Below are 24,585 nucleotides of genomic sequence, written 5' to 3' on the forward strand. Positions count from 1 at the left end.
CTCAGAACCCGTGAACTTCTCCACGAAGCCGTCGGTCCTGAGCAGAGCCTCTGTCGTACGCTGTGAGCCCGCGATCGACCCCGATAGCTGTGTCCTGCCTGTCGGTCCGTGTCGACCGTGCTGGGTGGGTTCGTGATCAGGGACCGGTCAGAGCCAGACGAGAAGGTCAGCGCTTTCCGATGGTTCCGTAGCCTTTTCGCCAACGCAGCAGGGGACGACTCGTTCCCGCATCGGCGCCCGCGCCCATGGACACCACCTCCCCGACGACGAGATTGTGGGTCGCAACCTCGAGCACCTCGGTGAGCTTGAGCTCGAACCAGGCGATTGCCTCGGTGAGCACCGGCTGTCCGGCATGAGGGGCGGGAAAAGTGTCGATGCCTTTGAGCGATCCGTACAGTGGTTGGCCCGAAGCGCCGAGGCGTTCGGAGATGTCGCGCTGGTCGGAGTTGAGCAGCGAGATCGCAAAGTGGGAACTCGTCTCCAGAGTCTCCATCATCCGAGAGCCGGAATAGACGCTGACGGCCATCGTCGGGGGATCGTACGACACGTCGAGAAAGGAATCGACGGTGATCGCATGCAGGGCACTGCCACGGGTAGCGGAGACCACGGCGACCGCCGCAGCGATGTCGTCGCTGAGCTCGCGGTAGCGTTCTGTGAGGGAATCGTCGTAGGCCTGGTCCATGACTCTCATTCTAGGGAACTACAATGGAGCCATGACCATTCCAGCTTCAGGCGGTTCAGCAACGATCGAGCGCGAGCAGTCCGAGCAGCTAGTCGAGCCCGGCGATCACGAGCGCTTCAGCCACTACGCGCCCAAGGACAAGATCATGGAGTCCATGGTGACCGGGACTCCGCTGATCGCCTTGTGCGGAAAGGTGTGGGTCCCCACGCGCGACCCCGAGCGGTTCCCGATCTGCCCCAAGTGCAAAGAGATCTACGAGACAATGTCCGAAGGACCGCAGGAGTAGATGTCCGCGGATCGTCTCCCAACAGCACCAGGGACCTCCGCGGCAGAACAGCTTCCACCGGCATTCCCCGAGCGCGCAGCATGGGGAACGGCGGGAAAGCTGCGTGCCTGGCAGGCTGAGGCTCTCGAACTCTACTTCCAGAAGCAGCCCAAGGACTTCCTCGCGGTCGCGACCCCAGGAGCAGGTAAGACCACCTTCGCTCTGCGGCTGGCGGCCGAACTGCTGGCACAGCGAGTCGTCAACCGTGTCACAGTCGTCGCTCCCACCGAACACCTCAAGGTGCAGTGGGCCGACTCGGCAGCACGCGTGGGCATCAAGCTCGACCCGCACTTCAAGAACTCCCAGGGCAAACACGCACCCGGCTACCACGGAGTGGCTCTGACCTACGCGCAGGTCGCTGCCAAACCCGTTCTCCACCACAACCGGACGGCCGCCGGCCGCACTCTGGTCATCCTCGACGAGGTCCACCACGGAGGTGACGCCCTGTCGTGGGGCGATGCCGTGCGAGAGGCCTTCGGCCCTGCGGTCCGTCGGCTGTCCCTGACCGGAACACCGTTCCGTTCCGACACCTCACCGATCCCATTCGTCACCTACGCACCCGACGAGAACGGCATCCGCACCTCGGTGGCGGACTATTCCTACGGCTACGGTCGAGCGCTCAAGGACTCCGTCGTCCGCCCGGTCCTCTTCCTCGCCTACGCCGGCGCCATGACCTGGCGGACCAAGGCCGGCGACGAGATGTCGCACGTCCTGGGCGAGGAGACGACGAAGGACATCAACTCGCAGGCCTGGCGCACGGCCCTCGACCCGAAGGGCGACTGGATCCCGGCGGTCCTCAAAGCCGCAGATATGCGATTGACCGAGGTCCGACGCACCGTCCACGACGCCGGCGGCCTCGTCATCGCCACCGACCAAGAGGCGGCCCGAGCCTACGCCAAACGACTGCACGAGATCACCGGTGAGAAGCCGACCGTTGTGCTCTCCGACGAGGCGGGAGCCTCGGAGCGGATCGAACAGTTCCAGAACTCGACCGACCGGTGGATGGTCGCCGTGCGGATGGTCTCCGAAGGCGTCGACGTTCCCCGATTGTGTGTCGGCGTCTACGCGACCTCCTCGTCGACGCCGCTGTTCTTCGCGCAGGCCATCGGGCGCTTCGTGCGTGCCCGCAAACGCGGCGAGACCGCCTCGGTGTTCCTGCCCTCAGTGCCCGTGCTGCTGGCCCTGGCGAACTCGATGGAAGCCGAACGCGATCATGCCCTCGATCGCCCGAAGAACGAGGACGAGAACGATGTCGTCGTCTTCGACGATCAGGCAATGGAGCAGGCGAACCGCAACGAGGGCGCCTCGTCGGACCAGCTCGGCTCCTTCGAAGCGCTCGGCGCCGAAGCCCTGTTCGACCGTGTCCTCTACGACGGCGGTGAATTCGGCACCGGCGGAGCCATCGGCTCCGAGGATGAACTCGACTTCATCGGCATCCCCGGCCTGCTCGAACCCGATCAGGTGCGTGAGCTGCTGAGCACTCAGCAGGCCCGGCAGGCGAAGCGCAAGACCGCGGCGGCTCCTCCGGCCCCTGAGACGGAGACGAGCGAGCTCGAGCACCGAGCGATGAAGGAAGAGCGCAACCAGCTCCAGAGCCTCGTGGGCGCTTGGTCCAGACGTACCGGAACGCCGCACCAGAACGTTCACGTCGAACTGCGCAAGGCATGTGGGGGACCGGCCGTCGCTCAAGCCACGCGGGAGCAGATCCAGGCTCGGATCAAGAAGCTGCAGGGCTGGTTCGTCGGCAAGAAGTGAGCACCGGATGTCGGCAGGGGAGACCCTGTCGGCATGAGGCTGACGAAGCCGCCGAGGCAGACGCACTGTCTGCCTCGGCGGCTTCGTCGATTCGCGGTGGGCCGGGTGTGGATTAGGCGGAGTAGAACACGGTGGGAATGGCGGGCTCGCCGTCCTGCAGGCGCCTGGCCGAACGCGGCAGCTCCGCCAAAGACTCGTCATGTCGGGCGCAGGCCTTCTTCACTCCTGCCGCGCCGATGAACGACTCATCGACCTCACCGTCGACGACGAGATCGACGCTGAGCCGACGGCCTTCGCCGAGATCATCGGGCAGGCTCGGAATGCCGACGGCTTCCTCCACGGCGATCGGACCGTCGATGAGGCGCAGCGCTTCCTTGTGTCCGCCGCGTGAGGGCTTGCCGGAGGAGTTCTTGGCCACCGAGGTCCACTCGCCGGCCTCATCGGCACGAGCCACGAGCTTGTACACCAGGCCGGCGGCCGGGGCACCTGAACCGGTGACCACCCGCGTGCCGACACCGTAGGAGTCGACGGGCGAGGCGGCCAATGCGGCGATCGCATACTCGTCGAGATCGCTCGTGACGGTGATCGTCGTGTCGCGGGCGCCGAGGCGGTCAAGGCTCTCGCGCACCTCACTGGCCTGTTCGATGAGATCGCCGGAATCGATGCGCACTCCGCCGAGGTTCGGCCCGGCCAGCTCGATCGCCGTGGTCAGCGCCTCCTCGACGTCATAGGTGTCCAGGAGCAGAGTCGTATCGGTGCCGAGCGACTTCAGCTGAGCGGCGAAGGCCTCCCGCTCGGAATCGTGGAGCAGGGTGAACGAGTGGGCCGAGGTGCCGATCGTGCGCAGACCGTACTGCAGGCCGGCGGCCAGGTTCGACGTCGAGGCGAAGCCGCCGATGACCGCTGCCCGAGCCGCAGCCACGGCCGCATGCTCGTTCGTGCGTCGCCCGCCCATCTCCGCGCAGGGGCGATCGCCGGCCGCCTGAGCCATTCGGGACGCTGCCGAGGCGACCGCACAGTCATAGTTCATCGCCGACAGGATGAGCGTCTCCAAGATGACGCCCTCGGCGAACGTCGATTCGATCGTCAGCAGCGGTGAGCCGGGGAAGTAGATCTCCCCTTCTGCATAGCCGCGGATATTGCCGGAGAACCGATAGTCGGCCAACCAGTCGATGGTGCGCTTGTCGACGATGTTCTCCCTGCTGAGGAACGAGAGCTCGGCATCGTCGAAGCGGAAGTCGCGGATCATCTCGAGGATCCGACCGGTGCCGGCGACGACACCGTAGCGGCGACCTGCGGGAAGGCTGCGGCCGAATACCTCGAAGAGGCTCTTCCGGTGAGCGGCACCGGATTCCAGGGCCGCCTGCACCATCGTCAATTCGTACTGATCCGTGAAGAAAGCCGTCGAATCGGTCCGTGTGAGATCACTCATAGGCGCGATCTTACGTCACGACAGCGTCAGTGTTCTGCCGTATGGTGGAAACGTGAGCAACCCAACGACACCAGTCCTGGAGCCGGAGGTCGACGTCCGACCCTCCGAGAACCTGGCCAAGCCCTGGCGGACCGTGGTCTTCAACGACCCGGTCAACCTCATGAGCTATGTCAGTTTCGTGTTCCAGACCTACTTCGGCTACTCCGAGGAGAAAGCCCACTCACTTATGCTCGAAGTCCATGAGAACGGGCGCTCCGTCGTTGCCACCGGAGGCCGCGAAGCCATGGAACGAGACACCCAAGCGATGCACGAATACGGCCTGTGGGCCGCGTGCCAACCCGATTCAGGATCCGACTGACACATGGCCGCTATCGACGCACGAGGGGACGATGTCGTCCTCACCCTGCAAGACAACGAACGCTCGCTCATGCTCACGGTGTTCACCGATCTTGCGGCTCTGCTGGCCGAAGACAGCGACAGCGATGACGACCGTCCGGACTCGGAGAACTGGGAAGCCCGGCTCGGACTTGTCGACCGTCCCCGTCCGGAGGACCCGGCGCTGCTGCGGCTGCTGCCCGACGTCGATCCCGAGGACGATGAGCGTTCAGCGGAGTTCCGCCGCCTCACCGAGTTCGATCTCAAACAGGCCAAAGCGCACAATGTGCGCATCGTGCTGCTGGGACTGAGCAAGGGCAATGACATCTCCCTGACACGGGACGAGGTGCTCGCCTGGATGAAGGGCCTCAACGATCTGCGACTCGTCCTCGCTGTCCGCCTCGGGATCGACACCGAGGAGGCGCAGGAGGAGAAGTACGCCCACCGTGAGGACCTCTCCGAATCCGAAGACCTCACCCTGACCCTGTACGACTTCCTGACGTGGATTCAGGACCGACTGACGACGACCTTGCTCGGCCAGACGCAAGGGGATGACGAGATATGAGACTCACCGCAATCGGCACCGCAGGCTCCTTCCCAGGACGCGGCGCCCTCGCCAGCTGCTACCTCATCGAAACCGATGAGGACACACCCACTCGCATCATCCTCGATCTCGGGTCCGGTGCGCTCAGCCCCCTGCAGGAGACGGTCGACACCGATCGTCTCTCCGGAATCGTGCTCAGCCACCTCCATCCGGATCACTGCATGGATATGACCGGCCTCTACGTCAAACACTGCTTCGACCCGAAGTTCTTCAACGGCGACATCTCCGACACGGGAACGATCCGCACGCGCACTCCGGTGTTCGCGCCGGCCGGTGCGAAGGAACGCCTGTCCAGGGCCTATTACACGGATCCCGGAAAGTCCCCGGTGGCCAACGGGGGAGACGACTCGGACTTCGACCACGCCTTCGAATTCACCGACATCGACCACGGCAGTCGTCACCAGATCGGCTCCCTGACCATCGAATCCTTCCTCGTCGACCACCCCGTCGAGGCCTATGCTCTGCGGATCACGGATGCGGCCGGCAAGGTCATCACGTATTCGGGCGACAGCGATGAGTGCGACAACCTCGTCGCAGCGGCGAAAGACGCCGACCTCTTCCTCTGCGAAGCCGCTTTCCAGGAAGACCGCGACACTGCGCGCGGCATCCACCTCACCGGCAAGCGCGCCGGGCGAGTGGCGCAGAACGCCGCGGCGTCCGCGCTCGTGCTCACCCACATCCCGGTCTGGACAGACTGCTCCATCGTTCGCGGTGAGGCGGCCGGGGAGTACCGTGGACCCATCGAGCTGGCGAAGCCCGGAGCCACCTGGACAGTGTGAGCCGGCGACGATCGCCGGCGACCAGCAGACACCACCACCGAGACGAAAGAGGCAGACAGTGCGAGCAGACGGCCGTGCAGCAGACGAACTCCGTGAAGTCCGGATCACTCCGGACTGGATCAATACAGCCGAAGGGTCCGCGCTGGTGGAATTCGGCAACACCCGCGTCCTCTGCGCGGCCTCACTGACCGAAGGCGTGCCCCGTTGGCTCAAGGGCCAGGGCCGCGGCTGGGTCACCGCCGAATACGCCATGCTCCCGCGCGCCACCGATTCCCGCAGCACCCGCGAATCGGTCAAGGGCAAACAGGGCGGACGCACTCACGAGATCTCCCGTCTCATCGGTCGCAGCCTGCGCGCCGTCATCGACATGGACAAGCTCGGAGAGAACACCCTCGTCCTCGACTGCGACGTCCTCCAGGCCGACGGCGGCACCCGCACCGCCTCGATCACCGGTGCCTACGTTGCGCTGGCGAAGGCCATCGACAAGGGGCGCTCGACCGGGCTGATCCCCGCCGCCCACCAGCCGCTCATCGACTCAGTGGCGGCCGTCAGCGTCGGCATCATCGACGGAGAGCCCCTCCTCGACCTGCCGTACGTCGAAGACTCCCGCGCCGAGACGGACATGAACGTCGTCATGACCGGGTCCGGAAAGTTCATCGAAGTCCAGGGCACCGCGGAGGGCGCACCGTTCGACCGCGACGAACTCGGCAAGCTGCTCGACCTCGCCGGCCACGGGTGCACCGAACTCACCCGCATCCAGTCCGAAGTGCTCGCCGGATGACGACCTTCGTCCTGGCCACTCACAACGAGGGCAAGAAGCGCGAGCTGCTGACCATCCTCGGGCCCGTCCTCGGTGCTGACACCCAGGTGCTCACCGCCGCCGAGGCGGGACTCGGCGATGTCGCCGAAACCGGAGTCACGTTCACCGAGAACGCGCTGATCAAGGCGCGTGCCGCGGCCGCTGCGACAGGGCACACCGCCATCGCCGACGACTCGGGAATCAGCGTCGACGTGCTCGGCGGTGCACCGGGCATCTTCTCCGCTCGCTGGTCCGGCCGGCACGGAGACGATCGTGCGAACCTCGAACTCCTGCTCGCTCAGCTGGGCGACATCGCGGCCGAACACCGCGGAGCGCAGTTCCGTTGCGCGGCGGCCGCTGTGACCGCCGACGGACGTGAGTTCACCGCCGAAGGAGTCATGCCCGGGCGCCTGGCCACCGAACCCAAGGGCGAGAACGGCTTCGGATATGACCCGATCTTCGTCCCCGAGGGTTCCGAACTCAGTGCCGCCGAGATGACGCCTGAGGAGAAGAACTCACGCTCCCACCGCCGATTCGCCTTCGACGCACTGGCCGCGATTCTCGCCGACGAATCGAATCTCTGAACCTCCTCCTCGAAACGCTCAGCATCTGAACACAGCCGCCTCACCAGCTGAGAACTTCGGATACACTGACGATGCTTGAGTGTTGGCGAACGACCCTCTTCGTGGTCGGCGAAATCGAGGAGAACAATGAAGACTCCGCGCATCATGACGTGGGTGGCGGCAGCGGCCGCCACGAGCCTGCTGATCACAGGCTGTTCGGCCGGAGCCTCCGACACCGGAGGCGATGCGCAGAAGAAGGACTCGATGACGATTGCCTTCACCGCCGAACCGGTCAACCTCGACTTCACCTCCACCTCGGGAGTCGCCATTCCCGAAGCGCTGATGGAGAACGTCTACGAATCGCTCGTCCGGTTGGACGGCGAGGGGGAGATCCAGCCCGCACTGGCCAAGGACTGGACACTGTCCGATGACCGCAAGACCTACACCTTCGAACTCCAGGATGGTGTGAAGTTCTCCAACGGTGCGGACTTCACCAGCGAAGACGTCAAGTACTCCTATGAACGAGTGCAGAAGGACTGGAAGAACGCGCTGAAGTCGAAGATGGACATCGTCGAGTCCATCGAGACCCCGGACGACTCCACCGTCACGATCGAACTGAAGAAACCGTCGAACACCTGGCTGTTCAACCTCACCAGCCTCGTCGGAGCCGTCTTCGACACCGAAGGCACCGACGACCTGGCGAACGAAGCCGTCGGCACCGGTCCCTTCGCGATCGAGAAATTCACACGCGGACAGTCCATCGACTTCGCCGCCCGCGACGACTACTGGGGCGAGAAGCCGTCCCTGAACTCGGTCCAGTTCAAATACTTCAAAGACGCGGTTTCGGCCTCGAACGCCCTGAAGTCCGGGGAAATCGACCTCGTCTCCAACCTCCAGGCCCCCGAACTGGCCGGAGAGTTCCAAAGCGACGACTATCAGATCGTCTCCGGCACTACGAACGGCGAAGTCGTGCTGTCGATGAACAACGCCGAGGGCATCTTCAAAGACAAGAAGGCCCGTGAAGCCGTGATGCATGCGATCGACCGCAAGGCCGTCCTCGACACGGCCTGGGCGGGCTACGGCGAGCTCATCGGCTCGATGGTTCCCCCGACCGACCCGTACTACGAAGACCTCACCGGGGTGTGGAAGTACGATCCGAAGAAGGCCAAGCAGCTCGTCGACGAAGCCGGGATCAAGGGCGAGGAATTCGCCTTCACCGTGCCGAACCTGCCGTACGCGAAGGCGATCTCCGAAATCGTCTCCGCGCAGCTCGAAGAGGTCGGACTGAAGGCGAAGATCTCGACTCAGGAGTTCCCAGCCGTGTGGTTGGACAAGACCTTCACCGAACACGATTACGACATGTCGGTGATCAACCATGCCGAACCGCGCGACATCCTCACCGTGTTCTCGAAGGACTACTACATCGGCTACGACGATTCGTCGATCAAGAAGCTGGCAGACAAAGCCGATACCGGAACCGAAGACGAGTACATCTCGGGAATGAAGAAGATCGCGCGGACGATCACCGAGGATGCCGCCTCGGACTTCCTGTTCCTGTTCCCGAATCTCGTCATCGCCAAGTCCGGAGTCGAGGGGATACCCGCCAACCGCGTCTCCGACGCATTCAAGATCGCCGACCTCAGCTGGTCCTGACCGCGCACGTCGATGCTCACCTACGCAATCAACCGCGCGATCCAGTTCGCGCTGTCCCTCCTCGTCGCCTCGGTGGTGATCTTCGCCCTGATGAGCCTGCTGCCGGGCAATGCGGCACAGGTGGCGCTGGGAACGAACGCCACCCCGGAGGCAGTAGCGTCGCTCGAAGCTCAATACGGGCTTGATCGGCCGCCACTCATCCGGTACTTCGACTGGTTGGGAGGAATGCTCACCGGAGACTTCGGCACCTCCTACGTCACCGGTGCCGAGATCACTCCCGTCATCGTCGACAGCGTCCAGGTCACGGCGATCCTCGTCATCGCGGCCATCGCCGTGTCCATCCTCATCGCCGTGCCCCTGGGCACCTTCGCCGCCCTCGAGCAGCGCAACTGGATCGGCGTGACGATCTCGGCGATCAGCCAGGTCGGCATCGCGATACCGAACTTCCTGGCCGCGATCATCCTCGTCATCATATTCTCTCTGACCCTCGGATGGTTCCCGTCCCAAGGCTGGATGGCTCCGATCGAGGGCCTCGGCGGCTTCCTTGTCCGTCTCGTCCTGCCGGTCGTGTCGCTTGCTCTCGTGCAGGCGGCGATCCTCACCCGCTACGTTCGTTCGGCCGTGCTCGATGTGATGCGGGAAGACTATATCCGCACCGCCCGCGCCAAGGGACTGACCAAGACGAAGGCGCTGTTCGCGCACGGACTGCGCAATGCGGCGATTCCTGTCATCACCGTCGCCGGAGTCCAACTGGCCACCCTGCTGGTCGGGGCCGTGATCATCGAACAGATCTTCGTTCTGCCCGGAATCGGCTCCGAGCTCGTCCGCGCCGTCGCCAATCGTGACCTCGTAGCGGTGCAGGGCATCGTCATGGTCCTCGTCCTGCTCGTGCTCGTCATCAACCTCATCGTCGACATCCTCGTGCCCATCGTCGACCCCCGGATCAGGAACGCCGCATGAACCCGACCCCGACCGGTGCCCAGAGCCCCAGCGACCACGTCGATCCCGTCGCTCACGACGCGACAGACACGACCGCCTCGGCGAAGATCCGGCCGGGTCGGTCCCGCAGGAGCGGACGGCGGGCGAACGCATCGATGATCATCGGCGCGGGCCTCGTCGTGCTCATCGTCGGACTCGCTCTCATCTCCTTCGTGTGGACCCCGTACGACCCGACCACGATCGACCCCGCCGCCCGATTGCAGAGCGGCAGCCTCACCCACCCGTTCGGCACCGACACCTTCGGACGGGACACGTTGACCTGGGTGATGGTCGGGGCGCGGATCACGCTGCTCGTCGGGGTCGTCGCCGTCGGCATCGCCCTGCTCATCGGCACCCCGATCGGAATCGTCTCCGCCTTCTTCGCGAAACAGCCGTGGGGAATGTGGCTCGACGCGGTGATCATGCGGGCCAACGACATCCTGTTGGCCTTCCCCGCGCTGCTGCTGGCGATCATCTTCGCTGCCGTCTACTCGCCGGGGACGGGACCGGCCATGGTCGCCGTCGGCATCGCCGCGATCCCCGGCTTCGCGCGCGTCGCACGCTCCGGCACGCTGCAGGTGCTGGGCTCCGAATACGTCCGCGCCGCGCGAGCTTCGAACCGTCGGATCCCGGCCATCGCCGTCGTCCACGTGCTGCCGAACATCGCCGGAATGGTCATCGTCCAGGCGTCCGTGGCCTTCGCGATCTCCGTCCTCGCCGAGGCGGGGCTGTCCTTCCTCGGACTCGGCACCCAGGCCCCGACCCCGTCGTGGGGCCGGATGCTGCAGGAGTCCCAGCAGTACCTGTCCACCCACCCCGAGCTCGCTCTGTGGCCGGGAGTGTTCATTGCACTCGCGGTGCTCGGATTCAATCTCTTGGGCGATGGGCTGCGCGACCGGTTCGACCCGAAGATGGAGGCGCGAGGTGCCTGAGAACCTGCTCGAGGTTCGTGACCTCACCATCACCCCTGCCGGAGCGGACGCTCCGGTGCTCCACGATGTCAGCCTCAGTCTGGCGCCGGGCGAGCGGGTCGGACTCATCGGCGAATCCGGGTCGGGGAAATCGCTGACCGCCCAGTCCGTGATGGGTCTGCTGCCAGAAGAGCTGCACGCCCGTGGCCAGGTGCACCTGCAGGGGCATTCCGGGAACCTTCTCGAAGCGAACGAGAAGACCCTGGCCGGGCTGCGCTCGGACATCGTGTCCATGGTGTTCCAGGAACCCATGAGCGCCCTCAATCCGCTCATGCGCATCGGCGACCAGATCGCCGAAGTGCTGCGCCTCCATGGCAAGGCGCCGCGGGGGCAGATTCCGACGCGTGTGCTCGAACTGCTCCGCGACGTCCACATGCCCGACCCCGACAGCGCCCGGTTCGCCTACCCGCACCAGCTGTCGGGCGGGCAGCGGCAGCGGGTCATGCTCGCGATCGCCCTGGCCAATTCGCCGAGGCTGCTCATCTGCGACGAGCCCACCACCGCCCTCGACGTCACCGTGCAGAAGCATATGCTCGACCTCATCGTCGAGAGGGTCTCGGCGGTGGAGGCTGGACTGCTGTTCATCACTCACGACCTCGCTGTCGTCGCCGGAGTCTGCGATCGGGTCATCGTCATGTACCGCGGCCGCATCGTCGAGTCCGGCAGCGTCGACGAGATCTTCACCGCGCCCAAGCACGAGTACACGCGAGGGCTCCTGGCATCCTCGGATCTCGAAGCCACAGATGACCGCGGCCGACTCTTCACACTCAAGACCGCGCTCGCCTACTCGGGGCCGCAGATCGGCGAAGGAGAGGCTTCGGTCGATGTGGGGGAGCCGGGGGATCTTCGCGACGAACCGCAGATCTCGACCCGACCGGATCACACCGGCATGTCCGTCGCGGGGTCGACGGACGAAGACAGCGTCAGGACCACCTCGGCGAGGGAAGGGGCCGGAGCCGCCTCGGTGAGGGATGACCACCGAACCCCCTCGGTGAGGGAATCGGCACCGCTCATCGAGGTCTCGGACGTCACCCGGATCTTTCGCGGACGCGGACTCTTCGGTCGCAGACGATCGGACGTCACCGCCCTGGGCGGGATCGACTTCAGCGTCGCGGCCGGAGCCCGCCTGGGCATCGTGGGGGAGTCGGGATCGGGGAAGTCAACGCTGCTGAACATCCTCTCCGGCCTCGACCGACCGACCACCGGGCATGTGCGCGTCGGCGACATCCGGGTCGAAGCCGCGAGCTCACAGGCTCTGCGCCGCCTGCGCGAGAACCTGCAGATCGTGTTCCAGGATCCGTTCGCCTCGCTCGACCCGCGGATGCGCATCGCCGACATCGTCGCCGAACCGCTCATCGCCGCCGGAGTCGACAAGGACGAACGCGCAGCACGGGTCGAGGAGATGATCGCCGCCGTCGACCTCGACCAGGACTCCCTGCGCCGGTACCCGCACCAGTTCTCCGGCGGGCAGCGACAGCGCATCTCGATCGCCCGGGCCCTCGTGACCAGGCCGCAGATCCTCGTCGCCGACGAACCGGTCTCCGCCCTCGACGTCTCGGTGCGTGCGCAGGTCCTCAACCTGCTCACCGACCTCGTCGACGAGTACGCGCTGACTCTCCTCTTCGTCTCCCACGACCTCGGCGTCGTCAAACACCTGTGCTCCGAGGTCATCGTCATGAGAGCCGGACAGATCGTCGAATCGGGTGCGACGGAGGACATCTACGCGAACCCGCAGGACGAGTACACGCGGCGCCTCATCGCCGCCACCCCGAGCCTGGCCGAAGCACTCGCGGCCGGATAGACCGGCTCGCGCGCGGGATGCGACGAACCATCGAGAGAAAGGGCAGCATATGACCACATCGCTTGCCGACCGCAGTGCGGCCGAAATGGCAGCCGGATTCGCCGGCGGGGACTTCGACCCGGTCGAGGTGCACTCCGCGGTCGTCGACCGCATGGACGACTGCGAACCGACCATCAACGCCCTGTTCCACCGCGACGACGAACGCTCCCGGGACGCCGCCGCTGCCAGCGCAGCACGCTGGCGAGAGGGACGACCGTTGAGCGACCTCGACGGGGTGCCCGTGACGATCAAGGAGAACATCGCCCGCCGCGGAGTTCCGCTGCCCAGCGGCCACGCCTGGGTGGAGATGCCGGTGGCCGGCCACGATGCCCCGATCACCGAGCGTCTCGAAGAAGCCGGAGCCGTCATCCTCGGTTCGACGACGATGCCCGACTGGGGAATGCTCTCCTCAGGAGTGTCCTCTCTGCACGGAATCACCCGTTCACCGCTGGACCCGAGCCTGACGACCGGAGGGTCGAGCGCCGGAGCCGGAGCCGCGGCAGCCGCCGGATACGGACCCATCCACATCGGCTCCGACATCGGCGGATCCATCCGCCTGCCATGCACGTGGCTCGGTCTGGCCGGACTCAAGCCCAGCTTCGGCCGCGTGCCTCTCGACGCCCCCTACCTGGGCAGATGTGCGGGACCGCTGGCGCGGACGATGGCCGACGTCAAAGCCGCCATGGACATCATCTCCGCCCCGGACGATCGCGACTATTCGCGGCTGCCGCGCTTCGCCGCCGATGATGCGCAGTCTCTGCCGGGCAGCGACTCGGCTGGAGCCTTCGACCCGCGGGGACTGCGCATCGGCGTGCAGCTCGACGCCGGGTGCGGGGTCGCCGCAGCGGCGCAGGTGCGCTCGGCCGTCACCGAGGCGGCAGAGAGGTTCTCTGCGGCCGGTGCAGAAATCGTCACGGTCGATCCTTTCATCGACGATGATCACCTCCGCGACATGGATCTGTTCTGGCGGGTCCGGTCGTGGGCCGACCTCAAGGCGCTGCCTGTCGACGAACAGGCGCTCATTCTGCCTTATATCCAGCAGTGGGCACAGGACGGAGCCGATACCAGCGGAGTCGACCTGATGCGCTGCTATCACAGTGTTCAGGAGATCCGGCGGCGGACGGTCGAAGCAACTGCCGAGTTCGACCTGGTCATCTCGCCGACAGCTCCGGACGCGGCATTCCCGGCCGAGCAGCCGATGCCGTACCCGCAGGTGCACGAACCGATGGGGCATATAGGGTTCACCATGCCGTTCAACATGTCAGAACAGCCTGCGGCGACGGTGCTGGCCGGATCCATGGACGACGGTCGGACCATCGGAGTGCAGATCGCCGGACGACGGTTCGCCGACGAACTCGTCATGGCCGCCGGTGCCTGGTTCGAAGCCGCGGCCGACCTCGAGCTGCCGACTCGGTCGGTCGGAGTCTGAGAGAACGACGACAGCGGGCCTGCGACGACCGGGAATCGGTCGTCACAGGCCCGCTGTGACTTGGACGTCGCCTCGGTGACGGTGGGTGTCTCACCTCGGGGAGGTGAGGTGCACCGTGTCGGCGGTGGACCCTGAGGTCAGAAGTCGAAGAATTCGACCGAGAGCTTGTCTCCGTCGATCTTCACGCTTCCGGACACCGACAGGGAGTTGCCGTTGGAGAAGTACGAGGAGCCGGCCCTCTTGCCGTCGACGGAGAAGTTGAACTTGCCTGGCTTCTCGGTGAAGAACGAGCCGGTGTTCGTGTCTCCGGCGCCGAAGCTGGCCTTCACCTTCGGCATCTCCTTCATGTCCCATTTGGCGGTGTTCTTCTTCGCCAGATCATCGAGCTTCTTGTCCGAACCGCCGACTGGGATCTCGGTCGGGTCGTACTTGATGAAGTCGCACTTCGGCTCGATGCTCTTGTTGTCGAAGCACTTCTTGAGCTCCTTCTCGACCTGTTTCTGAACTTCCTTGTCGAAGGCGCCGGTCGGGGACAGATCGAGGTTGAGGGTGGTGGGGGACACCTGGCCCTTGTTCGGCTGTCCGCCGGGGGCGAAGGCCTTCGGGAAGTTCACCTTGGCCGTATCGGAAGCTTCGGAGATCCACTTGCTCTTCGGAATCGTGAAGTCGTAGCTGCCGGGGTAGACAGCGAACGACGTGGTGCCCGACTTCGCCTTGTAGTCCTTGCCGTTGACGGCGAGACCGTCGGCAGCGGGGATATCGAGGGAGATGACGTTGAGGTCGGGGCCCTTCATCGTCCACTTGTCGAAGAACAGGTCCTGTTTGCCGTCCTTCGTCGCAGAGAGCTCCACATTGTAGGGGCTGCCGTCGAGCTCGTAGGACACGACGACGGTGCCCTTGTCCCCGTCGGTCTTCGACGATTCGACCTTGGCCTTCTCGATCTTCGCCGATGAGGAATCGGTGAATTCCTTCTGCAGCAGATCGAGGTTCGTGCCCTCAGGCCGTGTCGAGGGGGCGATCTTCTCCGCGGCTGCGAAATCACCCTTGTTCAGGGCTTCGACGTAGTCCTCTGCGACCTTGTCGGGTCCGTACTTGTTCTTGTTCACGCTGCCGATGACGAAGAACCCGACGAGGACGAGGATGATGACCAGCGCGACCGCACCGAGGGTGATGAAGAGCGGAAGTTTGCTCTTCTTCTTATCGGGGCGATTGTCGGCACGCGTCGCGGTGCTCTGACCGCCGGCGAAACCCGGAGCCGGTGCAGGCTGCGGAATCGCCTGGGACGGACCGGAACCGGTCTGTTGGGCGTTCGGACCCGACCCCGTCTGATACTGCCCGGACTGGTTCTGGGCGGAGTTGTACTGGCCCGGCTGGTCCTGAGCGCCGGGGTACGGCTGATTAGACGCCCCCGGATATGCCGCATTCGAATACTGACCGCCTGGCTGTTGGCCGCCCTGCGGCTGAGCGCCTTGCGATTGAGCCCCGGGGTAGCCGCCGTTCGGCTGCTGCGGGCTCTGGTACTGGTTGTTCGGATACTGCCCGTTCTGAGGCTGGTCACTCGGAGACGGGGCACCGGGATAGGGACCCGCCTGTGGGCCGCCCTGAACGTTGGCTCCGCCTTGCTGGCCGGAGTTGAAGGACTGATCGTTCTGGGCGCCGGGGCCCGAATACTGAGGCGGTTGGTTCTGCTGAGAAGCAGCCGGAGCGACCGTCGGTCGTTCCGGCGCATCGTTGCCCGGAGCTCCCAAGGGTGGTGCCTGGTCATCGGGCACCGAGGAACCGCTTCCGGACTGAGCCGAACCGCCGGTTGCGGTGGGGGCGTCATCGGAGACCGAACCCGGAAGGCCCTCATCCGTCGGCAACTCCGACTCGGGCTTCGACCCGCTGTTCTCCGGAGGCTCGCTGGGTGGTGGCGGGAAATTGGGGTGATCGTTCCCGTTGCTCATCGTGGGGTCATCCTTTGCGTGTACAAGCCTGTCCTGGCGCAATTGTACTTCCCGGAGCAGGGAATCGCGTGGTCAATACCGGGAAGCCGAGCCGGGTTAGGCGAAAATGGTCCTGATGCACACTTCTCCTCACCCTCAGCCCTACCGTCGGACGATCTTCGCAGCCCTCATGGAAGTCGTGAAGATCGACCTCATCGTCGTTCCCGCGGGATTCGTCGTCGCCATCGTCTTCTGGATCATCGGGCTCGGCTCGCAGCTGCCGTACTCGGCGATTCCCGAATGGGCGTTCGCACTGTGGGGGACGGTGTCAGGACTGAGTGTCTCGTCCCTCGGATTCGACTTCTCGCTGGCGCCGAGCCTCGTGACTGTCGGCCTGTGGCTGCTGGTGGCAACGGGGGCCAAACGAGTCGCCCGCAGCACGGCAGCGGACAGCCCGGCCGAGAGCGACGACGATCCCGGCGGATGGTGGGCGCTCATGGGTACAGCTCTGGGCACCTTCGTCGTGGCCTACGCCGCTCCTCTGCTCGTCGCGGCGGTCCTGGTCGGCCAGGCCACGGTGACTCCGCTCGGATTCCTTCGGCTCTTCCTCTTCCTCGTCACGGCTGTGGCGTGGGCCTTCATTCGGGTGCGAGGAATCGGTGACATCCCCGGACTGGCCGTGATCGCCGATGACACCTGGACTGTCTCCGTCGGACTCGCACGCCGTCTGCTGTGGGCCGCTGCGGCACTCGGTGCGATCGTGCTCGTCGTCGGAATCGTGATCCGCTGGAGCGATGTCGCCGACACTGTGCAGGTCTACAGCTCACCGGTCGCCGCAGGCATCGGTCTCATCGTCGTTCAGGCGCTCTTCGCCCCGAGCATCCTCTTCTCAGCCCTGTCGTGGACCGCCGGGACGGGAGTGAGCATCGGCGGGGCCGGGACGAGCTCTGCATTCACTTCGACCTCAGCGCCCGTGCCCGATGTGCACGTGCTGCAGCTGTTGGACGGTGACTATCCCGCCTGGACGGCGGCCGCACCGGCGCTTCTCGTGCTGCTCGGTCTGCTGTGCGTCATCCTCGGCCGCGACCGAGCCCGCGACATCGCCGCACAGTCGTGGATGGGACTGGGGCTTGCAATCGGGATACTGTTCGTCGCCCTCGAGGTGCTCGCACTGTTCGCCGGTGGGGCCTTGGGCCCGCTGGGTCTCTCCGGGTTCGGACCCTCGGCCCTGACGTCGGCGCTGGCGATCACTGGGTGGATTGGTGTGGGAATGATGGCCGCCGGCCTTCTGCTGATCAGACTCTCCGGTCTGCACGCCGAGTATTCCGAATTCGCCGAGGATGACGAAGAGTACCCCGACGACGAGGATGCCACAGCGGGCGCTTTCGAAGAGGACCGCACAACGGATGCGTTCGATGAGGACGAACCGGAATCGCTCGCCGACGACATCGTCGACGAAGACGAACCGCGTTAGACGAGGGCGCCGCCTCGGTGACGGATTGGGCTGCCTCGGTGAGGCAGCGTACTCACCGCGGCTGTGGCGCGAACGGAAGTCCGCCTCGGTGACGGGTCAGGCGTGAACCGAGGACATCCTCGGTGAGGGGATCAGCGCTGAATGACCTGGACCGTGGCCCCGTGGATCACTTGGTGCCGGGCAGGTCGAGATCCTGGCCGGTGACCTGCTTGAACCAGTCACCCAGACCCGACTGATACTCACTCGAGCATGAGAGCTGCGCCTGTTGCGTGATCGCGTCGCGCAGGCATTCCTCGTACTTCGACTGCACCGGCCAGAGGATGACCGAGGACATCGTGGAGAAGATGAGGTAGATGCTGAGCAGACCGCCGAGGATGCCCAAGGACATGTTCCGGCGCTGCTTGGTCTTGACGACGGCGACGATGTACTTCACCGACCAGACGACTGCGGCGATGGCAAAGCCGATGGCGGCGAGCTTGAACGGCAGCTGATACGTGAACGTCAGCACCGAGGCGAGGATCAGCAGTATCAGGACGAGCCCGTGTCGTGCCGGTGCGGCCTGTGCCTCCTCTTCGGGAGTCGGCGCCTTCTTCTCTTCGGTATTCTGCGGTGACGTCACTGGATCAGTTTCTCACAGTCGACTGACAAATGCCTCGGCGGGCCGTGTCCGCACGATGACAGCAGGGCATCGTCCATGTGCTGCAGACGTTAGACTGTGCGGGTGCGCATCGTTCTTCTGGCATCAGGATCCGGTACCCTCACGCAGTCCGTCATCGACGCTTTCGCCGACGGGACCCGTGGAGTCGACATCGTCGCCATCGGGGCCGACTCGGACACCGCAGGGGTCCTGACCCGAGCCGAACAGCATGAGATTCCCTCCTTCGTCGTCCGGCCCAAGGACTTCGCCGACCGCGACGAGTGGAACCTGGCGCTGAAGGACACGGTGGCCGAGCTCGCCCCGGACTGGGTTGTCTCTGCCGGTTTCATGCGCATCCTCGGTCCCAGCTTCGTCGAGGCCTTCCCGTCCCGGATCATCAACACCCATCCGGCGCTGCTGCCGTCGTTCCCGGGTGCACACGGGGTCCGCGACGCGCTCGCCCATGGGGTGAAGCTGACCGGCGGAACCATTCACCTCGTCGACACCGGAGTCGACACCGGACCGATCATCACTCAGTACGCGGTGCCCATCGGCGATGACGACACCGAGGAGACCGTGCACGAGAACATCAAAGCCCGGGAACGCGAAGAGCTCGTGCGTCTGCTGGCACATCTGGCCCACACCGACCTCGTCGTCGAAGGGCGACATGTCCGCGGATATGTCGCCTCGGCGATGACCGCCCACTGACCCCGCCGTGAGAAGAACCGACCGGCAACCGAACCTCGAGGAGGATCTGTGACAGGAACCCGCGCGATCAAGAGAGCGCTGATCAGCGTCTACGACAAGACCGGGCTGGAGGAGCTGGCTCGCGGCCTCCACGCCGCCGGAGTCCAGATCGTGTCGACAGGATCAACGGCAGCGAAGATCGCCGAGGCGGGAGCCGCGGTGACGAAGGTCGAAGACCTCACCGGGTTCCCCGAGTGCCTCGAAGGGCGGGTCAAGACCCTTCATCCGCGCGTCCACGCCGGCATCCTCGCCGATTCCCGCAAGCCTGAGCACCTGGAACAGCTGTCCGAACTCGAGATCGAGCCCTTCGACCTCGTCGTCGTCAACCTCTATCCATTCGCCGACACCGTCGCGAGCGGAGCCGGCTTCGACGACTGCATCGAACAGATCGACATCGGCGGACCCTCGATGGTGCGTGCGGCGGCGAAGAACCACCCCACGGTCACCGTCGTGACCGATCCGGCCGACTACTCGGCCGTGCTCGACGCAGCCGCCGGAGACGGCTTCGATATCGATGCCCGCCGCACCTTCGCCGCCCGCGCCTTCGCCCACACTGCCGCCTACGACGCGGCCGTCGCCTCCTGGTTCGCCGCGGAACTCGCCACCGATGAGAAGGCCGCATTCGCCGGCCTCATCGGAGAGAAGATCGCCGACCTGCGCTATGGAGAGAATCCGCACCAGGCTGCTGCCGTGTACTCCGACGGCACCGCCGGAATCGCCGGTGCGAAACTGCTCGGCGGCAAAGCGATGTCGTACAACAACTACATGGACACCGATGCCGCGATCCGCGCGGCATTCGACTTCGAGCAGCCGGCCGTCGCCATCATCAAGCATGCGAACCCCTGCGGAATCGCCGTCGGTGAGACCGCTGCCGCTGCGCACAAGTCCTCCCACGAATGCGATCCGCTGTCGGCCTACGGCGGTGTCATCGCCACGAACCGCGAGGTCGACGCAGAGCTCGCAGCATCGATCAAGCCGATCTTCACAGAATGCCTGGCCGCTCCGTCGTTCAGCGCCGAGGCACTTGAGATCCTCACGACGAAGAAGAACCTGCGACTGCTCGAGCTCGGCGACATCGATGTGCCCACAGACGAGGTCAAGCCGATCAGCGGTGGGTTCCTCGTACAGGACCGCGACGCCTTCCAGGCGGACGGCGACTCCGTCGAGAACTGGACCCTGGCCGCTGGTCCGGCAGCTGCACCCGAGGTCCTCGCGGATCTCGAATTCGCGTGGAAGGCCGGACGGGCTGTGAAGTCCAACGCGATCCTGCTCGCCAAGGGGGGAGCCTCGGTGGGTGTGGGCATGGGTCAGGTCAACCGCGTCGACTCGGCCAAACTCGCTGTCGAACGTGCCGGAGCCGAACGCGCCACCGGTGCGGTCGCAGCCTCCGACGCCTTCTTCCCGTTCCCCGACGGTCTGCAGATCCTCATCGACGCAGGAGTCACCGCCGTGGTGCAGCCCGGCGGATCGATCCGCGATGATGAGGTCATCGCGGCCGCGGAGGCGGCAGGGATCACGATGTACCTGACCGGGAGCCGCCATTTCTTCCACTGAGATGAAGCGGCCTCACCCCCGCCACGCACGGCGGGGGAGAGGGCCGATCGCGAAGCGATGGATCTACTGGAAACGGCGATACGCGCATCCCACTCGGCGTGACTGGGTGCTGCTCGGCTGTCTCCTGGGCGTCGCCGCCGCCGCGGCGTGCTCCGTCATCGATTTCCGCCTCGGTGCTGTCGTCCTCGCGGTCGTTCCTGCCGGTCTCGCCGGGTTCCGAGCGATGCCGCCGCCGTGGACCGAAGTGTGGGCGAATCGGTCGAAGGTCGTCGACATCACGACCTGTCTGGTGTTCGCCGGACTGCTGGTCGGGCTTGCGTTCCTCGTACCGCTGACCCGCTGAGGAGTCGGTCTCGGCGACGTTCTTTATGTGCATTCGCTGAGAAATGGGACGCGCAGGTGTCGTCACGTCGACAATAGTGGCAAGGTGAGTGGCGTCAGAGGTTCGCTTCGAACCTTTTCCGATGAAAGGAGACAGCATGGGGCTCGACGATCTTACTAACAAAGCCAAGGACGCCTTGAATAGCGATAAGGGTGAAGAGATCAGCGACCAGGGCCTGGACAAGGCCTCGGACGCAGCCAACAATGTCACCGGTGGAAAGTTCGAAGACCAGATCAATCAGGGTCGCGACGGAGCCGATGACAAGCTCGGCAACGAATGATCTTTAATCCATAGCCGCGTCCGGCATGGATGAGCGCCGAGGAGAATGTGATTCTCCTCGGCGCTTTCTTGTGTTCTGGCTAGCGTCAGTCGATACCAACTATCGGGGCACGAGTGGCTTCGCTGCGCGAGAGAACGGCTCAGTGCAGTGGATGCACGGCTTGGCCGTGCATCCACCTGCACCATTGCCTCAGCTGAGTTTTTCGATCGGGGCGTAGCGCAGCAGCAGCCGCTTCGATCCGGCCGAACCGAAGTCGACGACGGCCACGGTCTTGTCTCCGACACCGTTGACTTCGGTGACGGTGCCGAGCCCGAAGGACTCGTGCGAGACCTTCTCGCCGACCTCGACGGAGATGACCTCACGATTGGGTCGGATCCGATTGGGGAATCCGGCAACCGGTGTCGACGAACTCGCACTCGAGCTTGAGCGGGAGCCGCCACCGGACGACCGTGATGACCCGAAGCCGCGTGATCCTCCCGAGTATCCGGACGAATAGCCGCCGGAGCCGAAACCTCCGGAACCGAAGCCGCCCGAAGCGAACCCGCCGGAGAAGCTGCCCGTGTTCTCCCAATTGATGAGGTTCTCCGGGATCTCGGACAGGAACCGGCTCGGCGGATTGTATTGAGGCTGACCCCACATGCTCCGGGTCTCGGCGCGAGTGACGAGCAGACGCTGCCGTGCACGCGTGAGCCCGACATACGCCAGACGCCGCTCCTCCGACAGCTCCTGCGGATTCTCGAAGGAACGCGAATGCGGGAATCCTCCGTCTTCGAGCCCGGTGAGGAAGACCACCGGGAACTCGAGTCCCTTAGCCGTGTGCAGAGTCATCAGTGTGACCTGACCGAGTTCGGCATCGGGGATCTGATCAGTGTCCGAGGCCAGAGCCACCTGCTCGAGGAACTGATCGATGGCCGCCGCGCCGACGCCCGGCGCAGCGGAGGCGTCTGCGGAACCGACGTCATCGACGTCGGGGTCGACCGCCTCGGCGGCGGTTTCAGTCTCTGTGCCTCTGGGCTCCGCGGCGGCGGTCGCCTCGGTGTCGGTGCCGTCATCTGTGTCGGTGTCATCCGGGGTGTCCGGTTCCGCAACTGCGGCAGCCTCCCGAGTGGCGACGAAATCCTCGGCCACGGCGACGAGTTCGGCGAGGTTGTCGACACGGGACTCGTCCTGCGGATCGGTGCTCTTCTGCAGCGATTCGAGGTACCCGGACTGTTCGAGGATCGCCTCGATGACCCGGGAGAGCGGGGAGGATTCGGCGGTCGAGCGCAGGTCCTGCATGAGGTCGTAGAACTTCTGCACCGAGGTCAGGGCGCGCGAACTCAGGTGAGGGATCTCGTCGAGGCGGCCCAGGGCGGTGAAGAAGCTGATGTTCTCCCGGTCGGCGAAGTCGGCGATGATGCCCTCGGTGCGGTCGCCGATGGAGCGTTTGGGCACATTGAGGATGCGGCGCAGATTGACGTCGTCATCGGGGTTGGCGACGACGCGCAGGTAGGCGAGGGCGTCCTTGATCTCCTTGCGCTCGTAGAAGCGGGTGCCGCCGACGACCTTGTACGGGATTCCGGACCGGACCAGCGCATCTTCGATGGCGCGCGACTGAGCGTTCGTGCGGTAGAACACGGCGAAGTCACCATAGGTGTACTTCTCCTCGTCGATGAGGTCATCGATGCGGTCGACGATGAACCGGGCTTCACCTTGTTCGTTCTCGGCCACCCAGCCGACGATCTGCTCGCCGGAACCCTCCGAGGTCCACAGCTTCTTCTCGCGGCGGTCGTCGTTGTTCGCGATCACGGCATTGGCGGCGTCGAGGATGTTCTGCGTCGACCGATAGTTCTGTTCCAACAGAATGGTGTCCGCGTTCGGGAAGTCCTTCTCGAACTCGACGATGTTGCGCACCGTGGCGCCGCGGAAGGCATAGATCGACTGGTCGGCGTCGCCGACGACGGTGAGTTCGGCACCCGTCGGCCCTCCTGCGCCGTCACCGGCCAGGGCTTTGATCAGGGCGTACTGTGCTGGGTTCGTGTCCTGGTACTCGTCGACGAGGATATGGCGGAACCGGCGACGGTAGGAATCGGCCACCTCGGGGAAGGCGCCGAAGAGGTGGACGGTCTCTGCGATGAGGTCGTCGAAGTCGAAGGCATTGGCCAGGCGCAGACGGGAGGTGTAGCGCTTGAAGACGTCGGCGAGCACCTCGTCGGCGGGATTGTTGGGCCGCGGGATGAAGTCGTCGGGGGTCTGCAGGTCGTTCTTGAGGTTCGAGATTCGGTGCAGGATGGCCCGCGGGGCGTACTTCTTCGTGTCGAGGCCGAGCTCCTTGAGGATCTGGGCGACGAGGCGCTGGGCGTCCTGGGCGTCGTAGATCGTGAAATTCGACTTCATGCCCAGCACCTTCGCCTCGCGGCGGAGGATGCGCACACACGAGGAGTGGAAGGTCGAGACCCACATGGCGCGGGAGGCAGGGCCGACGATCGAGGACACGCGTTCGGCCATCTCTTTCGCGGCCTTGTTCGTGAACGTGATCGCCAGGACTTCGCCGGGGTGGGCGCGACCGGTGGCCAAGGCGTAGGCGATGCGTCGGGTGAGCACGGTCGTCTTGCCCGATCCGGCTCCGGCGACGATGAGCAGCGGGGATCCCGTATGGATTACGGCCTCGCGCTGCCTGGGGTTGAGTCCGGTGAGGAGTTCGGCCGCTCGGGAGTCGGCGCCGGCGGCATGGTCGGTGTGTTCAGCTGCAGCAGTCATGTCGCCCCCAACGATACCGTCAGCCTCGGACACGAGCTCACACCCCTCAGAACTACCTGACGGCGGCTCAGCAACCTCGCGCGAGGTTGCTGAGCCGCCGTCAGGTAGTAATTGGGGAGGGTCAGTGGATGAAGACGGCCACGATGACGTTGATGACCGCGAAGGCCACCACCAGGTGTGCCATGGTCGCCGACGGGTTCGCCACCTTCACGCCTGCCCCGCCCTCTGCAGGCGCAGAGGCGGCGAAGGCCTTCTGCTTCTTGTTGCCGATGAACGCGAAGACAGTGACGAGGATCGCCACGACCAGTTTGATGCCGAGCTTCATATGGTTGACGTCGCCATCGCCCATCTCGGCCAGCCCCATGAGCAGCAGGCCGGTGACCAGCTGCAGATAGGCGCCGTGGAGCATTCCGGGCATCACTTTGGGGGAGCGGATGACGGTGAAATAGCCACCGACGATGATGGCCATACCCAGCAGATGCAGGGTCAGAAGAATCTCGCGTAGAATTTCCATACAGTTAATCGTAGTGGCATGATGGTGTCTCGTGAGCGCGGGCCCCTCTACTGGTGCACGCTGTTCCGCCCTGGTGTAATGGCAGCACGCCGGCCTTTGGAGCCGTGCAGTATAGGTTCGAATCCTATGGGCGGAGCTGGCCCAACCC

General features: G+C 65.0%; 23 protein-coding genes and 1 tRNA gene. 18 read left to right on the forward strand and 6 right to left on the reverse strand.

Annotated features, from left to right (window positions below):
• Positions 1–166 precede the first annotated feature (166 nt).
• Entirely contained in the window at positions 167–682 is a 516-nt protein-coding gene (locus ACOZ9V_RS06330; protein ID WP_139907318.1) for a flavin reductase family protein, read from the reverse strand.
• Between the two features lie 31 nt (positions 683–713).
• Between ACOZ9V_RS06330 and ACOZ9V_RS06335 the strand changes: the two genes are divergently transcribed.
• Together ACOZ9V_RS06335 and ACOZ9V_RS06340 are read left to right on the forward strand one after the other, a co-directional pair.
• A complete protein-coding gene (locus ACOZ9V_RS06335; protein ID WP_035320920.1) occupies positions 714–968 on the forward strand; it encodes a DUF3039 domain-containing protein in 255 nt (84 codons plus the stop codon).
• Complete coding sequence (locus tag ACOZ9V_RS06340) at positions 969–2,762, forward strand: DEAD/DEAH box helicase (RefSeq protein WP_139469693.1); 1,794 nt, start codon at positions 969–971, stop codon at positions 2,760–2,762.
• Positions 2,763–2,874: 112 nt separating this feature from the next.
• Here the strand turns inward: ACOZ9V_RS06340 and ACOZ9V_RS06345 are convergent, their stop codons facing one another.
• A complete protein-coding gene (locus ACOZ9V_RS06345) occupies positions 2,875–4,194 on the reverse strand; it encodes a nicotinate phosphoribosyltransferase (protein ID WP_139907319.1) in 1,320 nt (439 codons plus the stop codon).
• A 52-nt stretch (positions 4,195–4,246) separates the two neighbouring features.
• Here ACOZ9V_RS06345 and clpS point away from each other — a divergent pair, with 52 nt between their 5' ends.
• The 10 genes from clpS to ACOZ9V_RS06395 all read left to right on the forward strand — a co-directional run bounded on the left by clpS (position 4,247) and on the right by ACOZ9V_RS06395 (position 14,185).
• Positions 4,247–4,552 carry an ATP-dependent Clp protease adapter ClpS gene (clpS, locus tag ACOZ9V_RS06350; RefSeq protein WP_101545203.1) on the forward strand — a complete coding sequence of 102 codons (306 nt, stop codon included), beginning with the start codon at positions 4,247–4,249 and terminating at the stop codon, positions 4,550–4,552.
• Between the two features lie 3 nt (positions 4,553–4,555).
• Complete coding sequence (locus ACOZ9V_RS06355) at positions 4,556–5,134, forward strand: DUF2017 family protein (RefSeq protein WP_139469691.1); 579 nt, start codon at positions 4,556–4,558, stop codon at positions 5,132–5,134.
• Positions 5,131–5,952: an MBL fold metallo-hydrolase gene (locus ACOZ9V_RS06360; RefSeq protein ID WP_139469690.1), complete on the forward strand. Its 822-nt coding sequence runs from the start codon at positions 5,131–5,133 to the stop codon at positions 5,950–5,952. The genes ACOZ9V_RS06355 and ACOZ9V_RS06360 overlap by 4 nt, the downstream gene beginning before the upstream one ends.
• Before the next feature lie 58 nt (positions 5,953–6,010).
• Positions 6,011–6,733 (forward strand): ribonuclease PH, encoded by a 723-nt coding sequence (gene rph, locus ACOZ9V_RS06365; RefSeq protein WP_139469689.1) that lies wholly within the window; start codon positions 6,011–6,013, stop codon positions 6,731–6,733.
• Positions 6,730–7,335, forward strand: coding sequence for an RdgB/HAM1 family non-canonical purine NTP pyrophosphatase (rdgB, locus tag ACOZ9V_RS06370; RefSeq protein ID WP_139469688.1), 606 nt, complete (start codon positions 6,730–6,732; stop codon positions 7,333–7,335). Before rph ends, rdgB begins: the two co-directional genes overlap by 4 nt.
• A 126-nt stretch (positions 7,336–7,461) precedes the next feature.
• Positions 7,462–8,967 (forward strand): ABC transporter substrate-binding protein, encoded by a 1,506-nt coding sequence (locus ACOZ9V_RS06375; RefSeq protein ID WP_139469687.1) that lies wholly within the window; start codon positions 7,462–7,464, stop codon positions 8,965–8,967.
• Positions 8,968–8,979: 12 nt separating this feature from the next.
• Positions 8,980–9,927: an ABC transporter permease gene (locus ACOZ9V_RS06380; protein WP_139469686.1), complete on the forward strand. Its 948-nt coding sequence runs from the start codon at positions 8,980–8,982 to the stop codon at positions 9,925–9,927.
• Positions 9,924–10,877 (forward strand): ABC transporter permease, encoded by a 954-nt coding sequence (locus ACOZ9V_RS06385; RefSeq protein ID WP_139469685.1) that lies wholly within the window; start codon positions 9,924–9,926, stop codon positions 10,875–10,877. Before ACOZ9V_RS06380 ends, ACOZ9V_RS06385 begins: the two co-directional genes overlap by 4 nt.
• Positions 10,828–12,717 (forward strand): dipeptide ABC transporter ATP-binding protein, encoded by a 1,890-nt coding sequence (locus ACOZ9V_RS06390; RefSeq protein WP_218973670.1) that lies wholly within the window; start codon positions 10,828–10,830, stop codon positions 12,715–12,717. Before ACOZ9V_RS06385 ends, ACOZ9V_RS06390 begins: the two co-directional genes overlap by 50 nt.
• A gap of 49 nt (positions 12,718–12,766) precedes the next feature.
• Entirely contained in the window at positions 12,767–14,185 is a 1,419-nt protein-coding gene (locus ACOZ9V_RS06395; protein ID WP_139469683.1) for an amidase, read from the forward strand.
• Between the two features lie 137 nt (positions 14,186–14,322).
• Here ACOZ9V_RS06395 and ACOZ9V_RS06400 read toward each other — a convergent pair whose 3' ends face one another.
• Positions 14,323–16,131, reverse strand: a complete 1,809-nt coding sequence (locus ACOZ9V_RS06400; RefSeq protein WP_434594498.1) for a hypothetical protein — start codon at positions 16,129–16,131, stop codon at positions 14,323–14,325.
• Between the two features lie 115 nt (positions 16,132–16,246).
• On the opposite strand from ACOZ9V_RS06400, the gene ACOZ9V_RS06405 reads away from it, so the two are divergent.
• Positions 16,247–17,584 carry a cell division protein PerM gene (locus tag ACOZ9V_RS06405; protein ID WP_434594501.1) on the forward strand — a complete coding sequence of 446 codons (1,338 nt, stop codon included), beginning with the start codon at positions 16,247–16,249 and terminating at the stop codon, positions 17,582–17,584.
• 166 nt (positions 17,585–17,750) lie between these two features.
• Here ACOZ9V_RS06405 and ACOZ9V_RS06410 read toward each other — a convergent pair whose 3' ends face one another.
• Positions 17,751–18,203 carry a hypothetical protein gene (locus ACOZ9V_RS06410; protein WP_101545186.1) on the reverse strand — a complete coding sequence of 151 codons (453 nt, stop codon included), beginning with the start codon at positions 18,201–18,203 and terminating at the stop codon, positions 17,751–17,753.
• 102 nt (positions 18,204–18,305) lie between these two features.
• On the opposite strand from ACOZ9V_RS06410, the gene purN reads away from it, so the two are divergent.
• From purN to ACOZ9V_RS06430, 4 genes are all read left to right on the forward strand, one after another.
• The gene (purN, locus tag ACOZ9V_RS06415) at positions 18,306–18,929 is read left to right on the forward strand and encodes a phosphoribosylglycinamide formyltransferase (RefSeq protein ID WP_139469680.1); all 624 of its coding nucleotides are present in this window, start codon (positions 18,306–18,308) and stop codon (positions 18,927–18,929) included.
• A gap of 48 nt (positions 18,930–18,977) precedes the next feature.
• Positions 18,978–20,522: a bifunctional phosphoribosylaminoimidazolecarboxamide formyltransferase/IMP cyclohydrolase gene (gene purH / locus ACOZ9V_RS06420; RefSeq protein ID WP_434594506.1), complete on the forward strand. Its 1,545-nt coding sequence runs from the start codon at positions 18,978–18,980 to the stop codon at positions 20,520–20,522.
• Position 20,523: 1 nt separating this feature from the next.
• Positions 20,524–20,865, forward strand: coding sequence for a DUF3017 domain-containing protein (locus ACOZ9V_RS06425; protein ID WP_259356543.1), 342 nt, complete (start codon positions 20,524–20,526; stop codon positions 20,863–20,865).
• Positions 20,866–20,986: 121 nt separating this feature from the next.
• On the forward strand, positions 20,987–21,184 hold the full coding sequence (locus tag ACOZ9V_RS06430; protein ID WP_420096490.1) for an antitoxin: 198 nt from the start codon (positions 20,987–20,989) through the stop codon (positions 21,182–21,184).
• Positions 21,185–21,373: 189 nt separating this feature from the next.
• Here ACOZ9V_RS06430 and ACOZ9V_RS06435 read toward each other — a convergent pair whose 3' ends face one another.
• Both ACOZ9V_RS06435 and ACOZ9V_RS06440 read right to left on the reverse strand, forming a co-directional pair.
• Positions 21,374–23,923: a UvrD-helicase domain-containing protein gene (locus ACOZ9V_RS06435; RefSeq protein ID WP_434594511.1), complete on the reverse strand. Its 2,550-nt coding sequence runs from the start codon at positions 23,921–23,923 to the stop codon at positions 21,374–21,376.
• A 121-nt stretch (positions 23,924–24,044) separates the two neighbouring features.
• Positions 24,045–24,437 (reverse strand): hypothetical protein, encoded by a 393-nt coding sequence (locus tag ACOZ9V_RS06440; RefSeq protein ID WP_139469675.1) that lies wholly within the window; start codon positions 24,435–24,437, stop codon positions 24,045–24,047.
• 64 nt (positions 24,438–24,501) lie between these two features.
• Here ACOZ9V_RS06440 and ACOZ9V_RS06445 point away from each other — a divergent pair.
• Positions 24,502–24,573 (forward strand) — tRNA-Gln (locus ACOZ9V_RS06445).
• Positions 24,574–24,585 lie beyond the last annotated feature (12 nt).

It is taken from the genome of Brevibacterium sp. 1718 (genome assembly GCF_051131255.1).
GTDB classification, from domain to species: domain Bacteria; phylum Actinomycetota; class Actinomycetes; order Actinomycetales; family Brevibacteriaceae; genus Brevibacterium; species Brevibacterium sediminis.

What these genes read in the sequence shown, in the direction of transcription:
- ACOZ9V_RS06425 (WP_259356543.1), top strand. Translation starts at nt 20,524, where the DNA reads ATGAAGCGGCCTCACCCCCGCCACGCACGGCGGGGGAGAGGGCCGATC.
- ACOZ9V_RS06440 (WP_139469675.1), bottom strand. Translation starts at nt 24,437, where the DNA reads ATGGAAATTCTACGCGAGATTCTTCTGACCCTGCATCTGCTGGGTATG.
- ACOZ9V_RS06340 (WP_139469693.1), top strand. Translation starts at nt 969, where the DNA reads ATGTCCGCGGATCGTCTCCCAACAGCACCAGGGACCTCCGCGGCAGAA.
- ACOZ9V_RS06375 (WP_139469687.1), top strand. Translation starts at nt 7,462, where the DNA reads ATGAAGACTCCGCGCATCATGACGTGGGTGGCGGCAGCGGCCGCCACG.
- ACOZ9V_RS06435 (WP_434594511.1), bottom strand. Translation starts at nt 23,923, where the DNA reads ATGACTGCTGCAGCTGAACACACCGACCATGCCGCCGGCGCCGACTCC.
- ACOZ9V_RS06400 (WP_434594498.1), bottom strand. Translation starts at nt 16,131, where the DNA reads ATGAGCAACGGGAACGATCACCCCAATTTCCCGCCACCACCCAGCGAG.
- ACOZ9V_RS06335 (WP_035320920.1), top strand. Translation starts at nt 714, where the DNA reads ATGACCATTCCAGCTTCAGGCGGTTCAGCAACGATCGAGCGCGAGCAG.
- ACOZ9V_RS06395 (WP_139469683.1), top strand. Translation starts at nt 12,767, where the DNA reads ATGACCACATCGCTTGCCGACCGCAGTGCGGCCGAAATGGCAGCCGGA.
- rdgB (WP_139469688.1), top strand. Translation starts at nt 6,730, where the DNA reads ATGACGACCTTCGTCCTGGCCACTCACAACGAGGGCAAGAAGCGCGAG.
- ACOZ9V_RS06355 (WP_139469691.1), top strand. Translation starts at nt 4,556, where the DNA reads ATGGCCGCTATCGACGCACGAGGGGACGATGTCGTCCTCACCCTGCAA.
- ACOZ9V_RS06330 (WP_139907318.1), bottom strand. Translation starts at nt 682, where the DNA reads ATGGACCAGGCCTACGACGATTCCCTCACAGAACGCTACCGCGAGCTC.
- ACOZ9V_RS06430 (WP_420096490.1), top strand. Translation starts at nt 20,987, where the DNA reads ATGAAAGGAGACAGCATGGGGCTCGACGATCTTACTAACAAAGCCAAG.
- ACOZ9V_RS06380 (WP_139469686.1), top strand. Translation starts at nt 8,980, where the DNA reads ATGCTCACCTACGCAATCAACCGCGCGATCCAGTTCGCGCTGTCCCTC.
- ACOZ9V_RS06360 (WP_139469690.1), top strand. Translation starts at nt 5,131, where the DNA reads ATGAGACTCACCGCAATCGGCACCGCAGGCTCCTTCCCAGGACGCGGC.
- ACOZ9V_RS06385 (WP_139469685.1), top strand. Translation starts at nt 9,924, where the DNA reads ATGAACCCGACCCCGACCGGTGCCCAGAGCCCCAGCGACCACGTCGAT.
- ACOZ9V_RS06345 (WP_139907319.1), bottom strand. Translation starts at nt 4,194, where the DNA reads ATGAGTGATCTCACACGGACCGATTCGACGGCTTTCTTCACGGATCAG.
- ACOZ9V_RS06405 (WP_434594501.1), top strand. Translation starts at nt 16,247, where the DNA reads ATGCACACTTCTCCTCACCCTCAGCCCTACCGTCGGACGATCTTCGCA.
- ACOZ9V_RS06390 (WP_218973670.1), top strand. Translation starts at nt 10,828, where the DNA reads ATGGGCTGCGCGACCGGTTCGACCCGAAGATGGAGGCGCGAGGTGCCT.